Here is a 12,460-nt window from a genome sequence, read left to right as displayed (position 1 = left end):
AAATCAAACTTTAATTTTCCACTAAAAATGATGAATTTTTATAAGAAAATATAGCTTAGATAAATCAATAAATTAGCCAATCAAATACCAATAACAATATATCGCATTGCGAAATTAATTTTCAAAATATATTGTTTTGCGTTCATCCTTTGATTACTATCGCTTCAAATATTGGTGATTTTGCGAACATCACATTGATGTTTTTAGTATGTAGTAAAAGGATGAGACTATGATTCGAGATAAGGAAACACTAAATCAACTTGTTGATATGATTCGACAATTTGTTGAAGGTGTATTAATTCCTCATGAGAATGAAGTCGCTGAAACGGATGAAATTCCTCAAGATATTATTGAGCAAATGAAAGCGCTGGGCTTATTTGGTTTAACCATTCCTGAAGAGTACGAAGGCCTTGGACTTACAATGGAAGAAGAAGTCTATGTTGCTTTTGAATTAGGACGGACCTCTCCTGCTTTTCGTTCTCTTATTGGTACCAATAATGGTATTGGTTCAAGTGGTCTCATTATTGACGGTACCGAAATTCAGAAATCATTTTTCTTGCCACGTTTAGCTCGCGGTGAAGTAATCAGTTCTTTTTGCTTAACTGAACCCGATGCTGGTTCTGATGCCGCATCTTTAAAGACTAGTGCAGTAAAAGATGGCGACTTTTATATTTTAAATGGCACCAAACGCTTTATTACCAATGCCCCTCATGCTGGCATATTTACAGTTATGGCACGCACAAGTTCTGATATTAAGGGTGCTGGTGGTATTTCTGCTTTTATTGTCGACAGCCAAACACCCGGCATTTCTTTGGGCAAACGCGATAAAAAAATGGGGCAAAAAGGCGCTCACACTTGTGATGTGATTTTTGAAAATTGTCGTATCCCTGCTTCTGCATTGATTGGTGGGGTTGAAGGTGTAGGTTTTAAAACTGCCATGAAAGTACTGGATAAAGGCCGTTTGCATATTACGGCTTTGAGTGTTGGAGCAGCAACCCGAATGCTAGACGACTCTTTAAAGTACGCCATCGAACGTAAGCAATTTGGGCAACCCATTGCCGAATTCCAACTTATTCAAGCCATGCTTGCTGACTCAAAAGCCGAAATTTATGCAGCTAGATGCATGGTTTTAGACGCTGCACGTCTACGTGATGCAGGACAAAACGTCAGCACTGAAGCTTCCTGCGCAAAAATGTTTGCAACCGAAATGTGTGGTCGAGTCGCTGATCGCTGCGTACAGATTCACGGCGGTGCAGGTTACATCAGTGAATATGCGATTGAACGTTTTTATCGAGATGTTCGTCTGTTCCGTCTCTATGAAGGCACCACCCAAATTCAACAAATGATTATTGCCCGAAACATGATTCGTGCTGCGTCTTAATCAAATTTTAAGCACTTTAAAAAGATTTGAAGTGCGTTCAATCAAATGTAGGTAATGGATTATGGCTACAAATTACAAAGAAAGTCTTTCACGTATACAGCCTCATACTTGGAAAATTGCATTTATTTTTGCATTTCTAGCGCTATTGGTGGATGGTGCAGATTTGATGCTGCTGTCTTATAGCTTAAATAGTATTAAGGCAGATTTTGGATTAAGTTCAGTACAAGCAGGTATGCTGGGCAGTTTCACATTAGCAGGTATGGCTGTTGGTGGAATTTTTGGGGGATGGGCGTGTGATAAATTTGGTCGCGTGCGTATTGTTGTTATTTCTATTTTAATTTTCTCACTCCTCACCTGTGGTTTAGGTTTTACTCAGAGCTTTCTTCAATTCGGTATTTTAAGATTTTTTGCATCACTTGGGCTCGGCTCGCTCTACATTGCTTGTAATACATTGATGGCCGAATATGTACCGACACGTTACCGCACAACCGTACTCGGAACTTTACAAGCGGGTTGGACCGTCGGCTATATTGTTGCGACCTTACTTGCAGGCTGGATTATTCCCGATCATGGCTGGCGCATGCTGTTTTACGTTGCAATTATTCCCGTCATTATTGCCGTTTTAATGCATATTTTTGTACCAGAACCTTTAGCTTGGCAACAGGCTCGACTACAACAACCTGTTGCGGCTCAAAACACATCGAAAACCTCAGCGTTTAAGCTTATTTTTCAAGATAAACAGAACCGTAATATGTTTATCCTTTGGGCATTAACCGCGGGCTTCTTACAGTTTGGCTACTATGGTGTAAATAACTGGATGCCTTCTTACTTAGAAAGTGAGTTAGGTATGAAGTTTAAAGAAATGACGGCTTATATGGTCGGTACATATACCGCCATGATTTTAGGTAAAGTCCTTGCAGGCATGATGGCAGATAAATTAGGCCGTCGTTTTACCTATGCCTTTGGTGCGATTGGTACTGCTATTTTCTTACCACTTATTGTTTTTTATAACTCACCAAGCAATATTTTATATTTACTCGTTACCTTCGGTTTCCTATACGGTATTCCTTACGGCGTAAATGCAACCTATATGACTGAAAGTTTTGCGACAGCCATCCGTGGTACAGCAATTGGCGGTGCTTATAATGTGGGTCGTCTTGGAGCAGCCCTTGCACCTGCAACCATCGGCTTTTTAGCATCTGGCGGTTCTATTGGTTTAGGTTTTGTTGTAATGGGAGCCGCATATCTGATTTGTGGTGTGATCCCCGCCTTATTCATTAAAGAAAAATTATATGACCCACAAAAGTCGTAAAAAAGATCCATCACAAAATACCATATAGGTCATGTGCCTATATGGTTGATGGTTCTAACGGTCTAAACATGTGTTTTAAATCGTTAGAAGCAAATAAGGAGTTTTCTTCCGCAAGGTTGCTCCTTATTTCCAAACATGTAGAGTTTATCTACTCTTCATTTTAATTTTTTAGGTAAGCTTAGTTCCCAAGGGAGCTAAGCTTAAAAAGATATTGACCTAAAATATTTAAGGTCGTTCACCTAGTCCCAAACGGCGTTCAATATCATCTAAAACATTTGGTAAATCAGCGACACTATCAATCACATAGTGAGCGCCCGACGCATTCATTTTTTGATATGCCTTATCTTTTAGAATAATCTGTTCATCTGTCGATAATGCACTCCACTCTTCAAAGCTTAAACCGACTTCGTTGCCACTAATCGCAAGCCCGACCGTCCAGCATCCTGCATTTAAACCCTCATCAATACCCACCACGGTATCATCTACTTTTACAACTGTTTTGATGTCGGATACATCAAGTTGAATTAGATTTTTCCATAGCATTTCAGGATATGGACGTCCGAATTTTACGTCACTGGCAGTAACAATACAGTCTGGTCGATAGCCCTGATCGGCAGCATCTTTGACCAATCGCCCAATCATTATTGATGCATAACCTGTGTTACTACCAATTTTTGCACCACGTTTTTTAATATTTTCAAAAGTTTCCAATGCACCTGGAATTAACGCAGAACATGTTGGAATCGATTTTAATTGATAAGGAATAAAGTCTTTATATAGACGGTCAATATCTGCTTCATTTGCAGCCTGTCCATATATTTCCTGCCATGCAACTGCCACACGCGGCATTTTTAAAACAGCAGCAATATGGTCACGCTTTTCTAAACCCATTGGGGCACGAGCTTCTTCAACCGTAATTTCAATTTTGTTGTCTTTAAATAAAGCCATAAAAGCCAAAATTGGTGCACGTGAACCAAAATCTACTGTTGTGCCAGCCCAGTCAAAAACAACAGCTTGAATTTGCGTATTATTCGTCGTCATGATGTATTCCCTTTAATTTAAATAATTTAATAAAAATTATGCTGTTGCAGCTTGGTTTAGATGGCTTTCGCAGTAGCTGGCAATGGCAGCAAGAAGCCCATCAATGTCATGAATATAAACTTCGCCAATATTGCCAATACGGAAACAATTAAGATCTGTGACTTTGCCTGGATAAATCACATAACCTGTTTTTTTTAGCGTTTCATAGAATGACTGAAAGCTAAATTTTTCGACTGTTGGGTAAAGAAAAGTGGTAATAATGGGTGATTGTGGACACTGCTCACTGAGTACCAACTCAAAGCCCAGTTGTTGCATACCTTGCGATAAGGTTTCTTGGTTTTTTAAATAACGTTGATAACGTGTAGCAACTCCACCTTCGGCTTCAAGCTCAAGCAATGCCTGATAAAATGCACGTACTACATGGGTTGGTGAGGTAAAACGCCATTTACCGTTATGCTGCTCCATGGTATTCCACTGGTCATATAAGTCGAGGCTAACCGAACGTGCCAAACCTTTACATGCTTCTAGACAATCACGCTTCGCCAAAATAAAACCAAAACCCGGGACACCTTGAATGCATTTATTTGCACTTGAAATCAGGAAATCAATTTCAAGCTCAGCAATATCCATTGGAACACCACCAAATGAACTCATGGCATCCACAATCCAGATTTTTCCTGCTGCTTTAACCAAACGGCCAATTTCTTGAATCGGGTTTAAAATTCCTGTGGTTGTTTCACAGTGCACACAAGCAACGTGGCTAATTGTTTTATCTTCTAAAATACGCTTAATCTCTTGCAAATCTGGTGTCTGGGTTTCTAAATAACTGAGTTCTACAACTTCAATATTTAAGCAACGCACCATTTGCACCATGCGTGCACCGTAGGCGCCATTATTGATAATCAAGATTTTGCCATCACGCGGAATAGCTGAACCAAGCACAGACTCCACTGCAAAACTACCACTACCTTGCATCAAGACAGTCGTATATTTTTTAGGTTGACTGGTTGCCAAGTTGACTAGTCGATTACGAATATCTTGTACAAGCGAATTATATTCTTGATCCCAAGTACACCAGTCTTTTTGCATGGCACGGCGCACGGTTGCCGATGTGGATAATGGTCCTGGAGTTAGTAGCAAATATTTGTTTTCTAAATCCATATCAAGTTGTGGTTGCATGTTCATAAGATTGCTCATTTCGGTTGTGTTAATTTCAATATATGCCAATCTGGTTTAAACCAGATTACAAACTAATAAATATTTTGTTCTAATACTTCTTTGATAAATCCAGCCCCTGTGGTCATGCCTTTCCCCGCGATAGCACTCACAAGAAAGATATTTTTTTCAGCTTCAGTGACGCAGGCCAACTCATGTTCATGAGTCAGGTAATAACCATTCCAACGTTTTTGGATCGGAGGTAAAGTCAGTCCCAATTTTTCGTGACAGTAAGTTTTTATAAACTGGTTAATATCTTCACGTTGCTCAAACTGAGGCGCTTCATTAATCGAATGGTATTCGTGGCTATCACCCACGATCAGCTCACCAAATTCGTTTTGTTTAATCAGAATATGAATACCGAATTCTTTAATGAATCCCTGCTGTGACGTTTTAATCAGTTCTGCATGACTTGGGCAAATTTCAAAAGCCGGATAACGTGAAATAGATAAGCCTGAATAGATAGAAGCATTTAAGTTTTGGCGGAACCGTTGAGTCAGCGCCATTTGTAAGCCACAACGTTTCAGGTTCAAACTTTGTAAGAGATCTGGATATAAAACATCGATGACTTCGCCGTGACAGATCAAAACTTTATTTGCCCGATAAGTCTCACCGCTTGCCAAACGAACCTGACAACTTTCCTGCTGATATTGGGTTTGAACGACACACGCATTGGTATAAATCTCTACACCTTTACTTTCGGCATATGCCAATAGTCGCTGCCCAATCACATGCGGTTCTACCGAATAATCTTCTTCGAAAACCAACCCACCTTGAAACTGCTGCGAAGGATTTAAATAGGAAAATTGGGTGAGTAGTTCATCATGATTTAGCAAATGAACTGGAATTTGGTAGTTATTTGCACGCACGGCAAACTCATTTAAAACTTGCCATTCAAGTGCTGTATTGGCTAGATATACGCCTTGTCTTTGAGCAAATGAGATATCGGTTTCAGCCTGAATTCGTTGGTAAAAAGAACGTGTTGCAACTGCATACTTTCGCCACTGTTTCTCTGGATGCGTTAATGTTGATGTTCCGACCATTCCAAAATTACGACGAGTTGCCCCCACAGGTTGGGCATTTTTCTCAAAGATACAGACTTTTAAGCCTTGTTCTTGCGCCTGTATTGCAGCGGACAAACCTAAAATGCCTGCACCGACAACAATTAAATCAAACTGTATGTGATTCATAAGACTTCCAATTTGCGAAATTTAAGATGAACAAACCCTTGCCTTGTTTAACAAAGCATTGCTTTTTCAGTCGGTTAAATAAAAATTGTGTTTAGCTAAAACTTAGTGAGAGCCTTCACGCCATTGCTGACTTCTTGCCATAATTTTTCTGGTAAATAACCAATGCACCAGTTTTACAACACATGAGGTCGTCAAAATTAAAATGCTCATAGCAACAGCAGCGACCGTGTCTCCTGCATCGTCCATATTTAGAACAGCAACTGCAGCTAAACTGGTGTCTGGTGAATAGAGGAAAATAGCAGCGGATACAGTGGTCATAGCATTCACAAAAATATAGACCGACACATCGCATAGGGCTGGGAAACACATGGGCAAATACACTTTCCAAAAGGTTTTCCACTTCGTTGTACCTAAACTTTCTGCTGCCTGATCGAGTTGTAGCGGAATCTGTTTAATGGCATTCGTTAAAGTAAGATGTGGCACAGTGTAATAATGGACAATGGTTGAAATCACTAAAATGGTCATGGTTCCATACAGCACATTTAACGGATTACTTTGCTGGTTAAAAAACAAAATGTAAGCAATACCTAGAACCAACCCTGGTACAGCAAGTGGCAATAAAACCAAAGCTTGTACATAGTTTTTAATGAGTGGATGTGCCTTAAAACGCTCAGTTAATAGTGCCACCATAAAAATCAGTGCTGTTCCAAAAACCGTACTAAAGAGTGCCATTCGAACCGAGTTGAAGTACGCCGCCCAACCTCCGCCATCGACATATTCAAAACTGTAATGTGCCAAGGTCAAAGATAGATCGTAAGGCCAAGACTGGATAAATGAGGCGAGTACTGCCGTAAAGATAATCAGTAAAATCGAACCACAAACCAAACCACAAAATAAGCTCAGAACCACTTCAAGTTTTTTATTCGATGCAGAGACATAAGGTTTAGTCTGGAAAGCTTGAAAACGCGCATGACGCTTGCTTTGTATTCGATCGAAAATGAACACGAAAACAGCTGGTAGCAATAATAAGATGGAAATCACTGCACCCATGCTCATGTTTTGCTGACCAATAATCTGTTTATAGACATCAAGCGCCATCATATTAAATGAACCGCCAATGACTTTTGGAATGCCGAAATCGGTCAGTACATAAATGAAAGCCACCAGACTTGCGCTGATTAGCCCATAACGAATTGCAGGTAGTGTGACGTGGTAATGCGTCTTCCAGATATTTTTGCCAAACGACAAAGATGCTTCAATTAAACGCTGATCGACACTGCGAAAAGACACCATCATCAACATCAAAATTGCAGGAAATAGCCAAAAGCAATAACTGATTAAAATACCGATAGGACCATAAATTTGTATATCGCCCAGCAATGGTTTAAACACACCTTGCTTACCAAACAAATAAACCAGTGCCAAAGAAGGCAGAAGTGATGGCGCTAAAATCGGTAAAAAAGCCACCAATTTAAAGAAGCCTTTACCTTTCATATTGACGTTGGTTAATGCAAAAGCATAAATACTAGCAAGCAATACTGTAATGACAGTGGCGGTACAAGCAATCCACATCGAATTAAATACAGAGCTGAGTAAAGCTGGACTTCCAAAATAATTATAAAAATTTTTAAGACCAACAAAATTTTGATTTTCATCAAAAAATGCAGTTTGAAATAGCAACATTAATGGAGCAATAATAGCTAAAGTTAAAGCAATTGCGACGCTAGCCAAAACAATATTTGATCTTAACGAATATTCAGTTTTTCGACGCGGCTGTGTTTTTAAAACCGCTGAAGCAGCTTCATTTAACATAGTGCGTACCCTTGTTCGTCAAAGACATGAATGAGTTGATTAGGCACTTTTATAAACATGAATTCTTGCAAAGATTTAAACTTTGTATTTTCAATTTCAATTTGTAAAAGATGTTTTGCCTGCTCAATTCCATCGATATGAATGGTGCAAAATAAACGACGTTTCGCACCTAAAAATTCAGTACTTAATACTCTAACGGGTAAATACAATGACTCTTTATCACTGCCTAAATCATCAACCAACTCGACAGCTTCAGGTCTAAAACCAATGCTGTAATTTTGCCCAGCTTTAAGCTTTTGCTGCTCCAAATTTAGAGGAATAAAACCTAAAACTTCGAGCTGATTCGGTACTGAACAAACCGCTTTAAAAAAGTTCATGGTGCCAATAAACTTTGCAACGAATTGGGTTTGTGGTTTGTAATAAATATTGTGCGGCGTGTCAATTTGCTCAATTACACCATGATTCATCACTACAACACGGTCAGAAATACTTAATGCTTCTTCTTGATCGTGCGTCACCATAATGGTTGGCAAACTAAGCTGCGATTGAATTGAACGGATCTTTTGTCTTAGGTTTAGACGCACTTGTGCATCGAGTGCAGAAAGCGGTTCATCCAGCAGTAAAATATCTGGCTCCGGTGCAATTGCCCGAGCAAGCGCAACACGTTGCTGCTGCCCACCCGACAATTGGTTCGGATATTTTTTCGCAATATTGGGTAGTTCAATCAGTTCTAATAGCTGTTGGACCCTTTGACTACGCTGTGCTTTATCCCACCTTTTTTTGTCTAAGCCAAAAGCAATATTTTCTTCAACGTTTAGATTTGGAAATAACGCATAGTTCTGAAACACAATGCCACAGTGGCGTTTTTCAGCACTCAACAATGTAATATCTGTGCCCTTTTTTATGACTTTTCCATAATCAGGTTTTTCTAGTCCTGCAATTATGCGTAGCAATGTGGTTTTACCGCATCCTGACGGCCCCACAAAGCTAACGAATTCACCAGCTTTCAGGTCTAAATTAATATGAGTTAGAGCCTGAAAGTGTTGGAACTTTTTTTGTATATCCACCACTTCTAAAACCGAGGGGCCATGTTCAGGATATTTATAGGTCGTTAATGTCGACAATAAATGCCCTGCCAACTTGGCCTTTTGGTTTTGACCAAGCAGCGATGATTGTAATGACGAAGGAATTTGCATAATGAAGCCCTTATCCAAAAGATCACTTTTCAAAACGCTTTGACCATTCAGCCAAAATACGTTCACGCTGCTCGGCCGCCCAATAAAAATCATTTTTCACGAGCATTTGAGAAAGGTTTTTCGGGAAGTCCATAGTGGTATTTTCAATGCCTTTGTAGGCCACCATTGAAAAGTTATGGGCATAGGCTTCATTTGCCGCTTTGCTTACCGACCAATTTATAAATTTTTGTGCGCTACTTAATTTTTTAGTTCCTTTCACAATTGCTGAGGCTTCCATTTCCCAGCCTAAACCTTCAGTTGGATAAACCACTTCTAAAGGTGCACCCTCTGCTTTTAATTTAAATGCTGGATAACCAAAAGAAACGCCAATTGGAATTTCCCCCTGTGCCGCCATCTTGCAAGGTTTTGAACCAGAGTGAGGATATTGTGAAATGTTTTTATCTAAAGCCTGCATATAATTCCATGCCTGCTTTTCACCCCAAATTTGCATCCAAGCCGTGACATCTAAATACCCTGTTCCACTTGAGGCTGGATTTGGCATCACAATTAGGTTTTTATAAATAGGATTGGTTAAATCTTTCCAAGTTTTGGGAATTGGTAATTTACGTTTCTCTAATTCGACTTTATTAACACAAATTGCAGATTCCCATGCATCCATGCCTGTCCAAGTCGGTACAGATTCTTGGCTTACAAATTCCGGTTTTAAATTTTCAACACCTTCTGGTTTAAAAGGCTCAAGCATGTCTTTCTTTTCCATGACCAGCAAACTGGTTAATGCCACACCAAAAACTACGTCTGCTTGAGGATTTTTCTGCTCTGCTAAAAGCTTAGCAGTAATCACACCTGTTGAATCACGTACCCATTTTACTTTTAGCTCTGGATAGGCTTGATGTAATTTTTTTTGATATTGTTTAAGCTGGTCGGCTTCCACTGCCGTATAGACTATAATTTCTTCTGAGTTTTTTGATGTCGCCGATGAACATCCCATTTGCATAGCGACCACTACACCTAAAATTGATGCAGTGCTGAGTTTAATTGTCTGTTGAACATACTGTTTCATCTGCAAACCATCGAATGCAATTATTTGATGATCGTATTTGAACAGTTTTATATGACAGTTTAATTAATCTGGTTTAAACCAGATTGCATTTTTTTATGCTCGCGCTTCGAAATGCAAATCTAAAACATCATGTAGCCAATATTCTTGGTCAACATCGGTAATGATACCTTCTTCATTTCTGTTGCTACGACGAATATATAACCCAAGCGCACCAACATTCACATGAAGTGCTTTAGCCTGTTGTTCTGATAAAGCCGTTGGATACAGGTTTATATCGGCTCTGGTGATATGGCAGTTATATTGATTTGCCATGAGTAAAGTAATGGATTGCTTGAGATCATGAGTTAAAAACTCAGGAAAAAGCTCGGCGTTAACACGTAAATGTTCAACCAAAACAGGTCGTCCATTAATGCAACGACGTCGCCAAACTGAATAAATCGGATGCTCTTTTTCAACTTTTAAATGCTTGGCATCCCAAGAAGTGGCCTGCGTAAGCTCACTCGAAATCACTTCCGTAGAAGGTTCATAGCCCTGTTCAATCACAAACTGATTAAAGTTTTTTGTAGATTGCGGGTGATAAATAATACGAGGAGAACGAACATACCAACCACGGCGGTCTAATCGATAAATCAAACCATCAGTTTCCAAAGCCAGTAAAGCTTCACGTGCAGCCACTCGAGTGGTTTGGAATTGTTCAGAAAGCACTCTTTCCGACGGGAGTTTTGCGTGGGCTTCTAATACGCCAGATTCAATGTCATGGGCAATTGCATCGCGGATAGGAATATATTTAGGTATGCGTGCTTGGTCCTGTTCCATACAAACTTAAAATTTATAAATAAAGAAATTAATAGCAATATACTGAAAAAATGTGACAAAAGCTTTTATTAATGCCGATCTTTTAAACAAAACAATCTCTTAACCTATCTCTTCCCATTTAGTTTTTTATATAAAAAAGAGCATATTCATGCCCTTTTTATTTTTTATCTAGCCTTTAACTTGCGTGCTTAAAACTATCAATTTGCTTAATTTCATAAGGTAAACCAACATAGTTTTCAGCCAATGTTGTTCTACCTGCGACAGATCCAAGCACGTAACTCAACTCTGCTTGTTTAATCTTATGATCAAACTCACTTTCTGTTTCAAAACGATGCAATAAATGAGTCATCCACCAAGAAAAACGCTCTGCTTTCCATACACGTTGTAGGCATTTTTCAGAATATTCATCAATACCCTGTTCTGAACCTTCGACATAATATTGAATGAGTGCACTTGATAAATAAGCAATATCAGACGCAGCGAGATTTAAGCCTTTTGCTCCTGTCGGTGGAACAATATGTGCAGCATCACCTGCTAAAAACAGTTTCCCGAAACGCATTGGTTCCGTCACAAAGCTACGTAACGGTGCAATACTTTTTTCAATAGAAGCCCCAGTAACGAGCTTTTCACGACTTTCAGGATCTAGGCGGTTTTTTAACTCATTCCAGAACTTTTCATCCGACCAGTCTTCTACGTGATCTGTTAAAGGGACTTGTAAATAATAACGGCTACGCGTTTCAGAACGCATACTGCATAAAGCAAATCCACGTTCAGACTGTACGTAAATCAACTCATCGGCTACAGGTGGAACATCTGCCAACACACCTAACCAGCCAAACGGATAAACTTTTTCAAAAGTTTTAATTTTATCTTCAGGCACGCTGGCACGGCAGACGCCATGGTAACCATCACAACCTGCTATAAAGTCACACTGAATTTGAAAGGCTTTACCTTGGTACTCAAACTCAACTTTTGGAGCATTGTAGAAATCTTTAACCTGTACATTTTGAGCCTCATAAAATGAAGTCAGCTGCTCTGCTTCACGCGCAGTCATTAAATCTTTAGTCACTTCGGTCTGACCATATACGGTCACTTGTTTTCCACCCGTTAGTGCGGCCAAATCAACCCGATGTTTTACACCATTGGTTAAGATTTCAATGCCTGAATGCGGTAATCCTTTGTCTTTTAAATTTTGGTCAACGCCTGCTTGTTTAAGTAAGTCGACCGAAACTTGCTCTAAAATTCCTGCGCGTATCCGTGAAGCCACATATTCAGCACTACGTTGCTCAACAATAATATGATCGATCCCAGCTTTATATAGAAGTTGCCCAAGCAATAACCCTGCTGGTCCAGAACCAATAATTGCAACCTGTGTCTTTAAAATATCCATAACTTCATCCTTGTTTTATCCTGACTTTTAAATTACTGGCTTTAAGT

Annotated in this window: 10 protein-coding genes; 2 read left to right on the top strand and 8 right to left on the bottom strand. The window is 39.4% G+C overall.

The features are described from left to right. Nucleotides 1-229 precede the first annotated feature (229 nt). Nucleotides 230-1,381, top strand: coding sequence for an acyl-CoA dehydrogenase family protein (locus MSG66_RS00965; RefSeq protein WP_324651577.1), 1,152 nt, complete (start codon nt 230-232; stop codon nt 1,379-1,381). Nucleotides 1,382-1,442: 61 nt separating this feature from the next. Continuing rightward, the gene (locus MSG66_RS00960) at nt 1,443-2,693 is read left to right on the top strand and encodes an MFS transporter (RefSeq protein WP_324651575.1); all 1,251 of its coding nucleotides are present in this window, start codon (nt 1,443-1,445) and stop codon (nt 2,691-2,693) included. Between the two features lie 225 nt (nt 2,694-2,918). On the opposite strand, the gene phnX is transcribed toward MSG66_RS00960, so the two are convergent. From phnX to pobA, 8 genes are all read right to left on the bottom strand, one after another. After that, nucleotides 2,919-3,734: a phosphonoacetaldehyde hydrolase gene (phnX, locus tag MSG66_RS00955; RefSeq protein WP_324651573.1), complete on the bottom strand. Its 816-nt coding sequence runs from the start codon at nt 3,732-3,734 to the stop codon at nt 2,919-2,921. A 36-nt stretch (nt 3,735-3,770) separates the two neighbouring features. Further along, a complete protein-coding gene (gene phnW, locus MSG66_RS00950) occupies nt 3,771-4,919 on the bottom strand; it encodes a 2-aminoethylphosphonate--pyruvate transaminase (RefSeq protein ID WP_324651571.1) in 1,149 nt (382 codons plus the stop codon). A 65-nt stretch (nt 4,920-4,984) separates the two neighbouring features. Beyond that, nucleotides 4,985-6,139, bottom strand: coding sequence for a TIGR03364 family FAD-dependent oxidoreductase (locus MSG66_RS00945; RefSeq protein WP_324651569.1), 1,155 nt, complete (start codon nt 6,137-6,139; stop codon nt 4,985-4,987). A gap of 102 nt (nt 6,140-6,241) precedes the next feature. Beyond that, nucleotides 6,242-7,951, bottom strand: a complete 1,710-nt coding sequence (locus MSG66_RS00940; protein WP_324651567.1) for a putative 2-aminoethylphosphonate ABC transporter permease subunit — start codon at nt 7,949-7,951, stop codon at nt 6,242-6,244. After that, nucleotides 7,945-9,147 carry an ABC transporter ATP-binding protein gene (locus tag MSG66_RS00935; protein WP_324651565.1) on the bottom strand — a complete coding sequence of 401 codons (1,203 nt, stop codon included), beginning with the start codon at nt 9,145-9,147 and terminating at the stop codon, nt 7,945-7,947. The genes MSG66_RS00940 and MSG66_RS00935 overlap by 7 nt, the downstream gene beginning before the upstream one ends. A 22-nt stretch (nt 9,148-9,169) precedes the next feature. Continuing rightward, complete coding sequence (locus MSG66_RS00930; protein ID WP_324651563.1) at nt 9,170-10,207, bottom strand: putative 2-aminoethylphosphonate ABC transporter substrate-binding protein; 1,038 nt, start codon at nt 10,205-10,207, stop codon at nt 9,170-9,172. Between the two features lie 93 nt (nt 10,208-10,300). Next, nucleotides 10,301-11,023: a UTRA domain-containing protein gene (locus tag MSG66_RS00925; RefSeq protein WP_133974204.1), complete on the bottom strand. Its 723-nt coding sequence runs from the start codon at nt 11,021-11,023 to the stop codon at nt 10,301-10,303. A gap of 175 nt (nt 11,024-11,198) precedes the next feature. Then, entirely contained in the window at nt 11,199-12,413 is a 1,215-nt protein-coding gene (gene pobA, locus MSG66_RS00920; protein ID WP_324651560.1) for a 4-hydroxybenzoate 3-monooxygenase, read from the bottom strand. Nucleotides 12,414-12,460: the final 47 nt, after the last annotated feature.

This window comes from Acinetobacter sp. IK31 (genome assembly GCF_035615195.1).
Classification (GTDB): domain Bacteria; phylum Pseudomonadota; class Gammaproteobacteria; order Pseudomonadales; family Moraxellaceae; genus Acinetobacter; species Acinetobacter calcoaceticus_C.
This window is presented reverse-complemented; position numbering and strand designations above follow the sequence as displayed.

Bases quoted from the DNA above. Each gene is read 5' to 3' on its own strand.
- MSG66_RS00965 (WP_324651577.1), top strand. From the start codon at position 230: ATGATTCGAGATAAGGAAACACTAAATCAACTTGTTGATATGATTCGA.
- MSG66_RS00960 (WP_324651575.1), top strand. From the start codon at position 1,443: ATGGCTACAAATTACAAAGAAAGTCTTTCACGTATACAGCCTCATACT.
- phnX (WP_324651573.1), bottom strand. From the start codon at position 3,734: ATGACGACGAATAATACGCAAATTCAAGCTGTTGTTTTTGACTGGGCT.
- phnW (WP_324651571.1), bottom strand. From the start codon at position 4,919: ATGAACATGCAACCACAACTTGATATGGATTTAGAAAACAAATATTTG.
- MSG66_RS00945 (WP_324651569.1), bottom strand. From the start codon at position 6,139: ATGAATCACATACAGTTTGATTTAATTGTTGTCGGTGCAGGCATTTTA.
- MSG66_RS00940 (WP_324651567.1), bottom strand. From the start codon at position 7,951: ATGTTAAATGAAGCTGCTTCAGCGGTTTTAAAAACACAGCCGCGTCGA.
- MSG66_RS00935 (WP_324651565.1), bottom strand. From the start codon at position 9,147: ATGCAAATTCCTTCGTCATTACAATCATCGCTGCTTGGTCAAAACCAA.
- MSG66_RS00930 (WP_324651563.1), bottom strand. From the start codon at position 10,207: ATGAAACAGTATGTTCAACAGACAATTAAACTCAGCACTGCATCAATT.
- MSG66_RS00925 (WP_133974204.1), bottom strand. From the start codon at position 11,023: ATGGAACAGGACCAAGCACGCATACCTAAATATATTCCTATCCGCGAT.
- pobA (WP_324651560.1), bottom strand. From the start codon at position 12,413: ATGGATATTTTAAAGACACAGGTTGCAATTATTGGTTCTGGACCAGCA.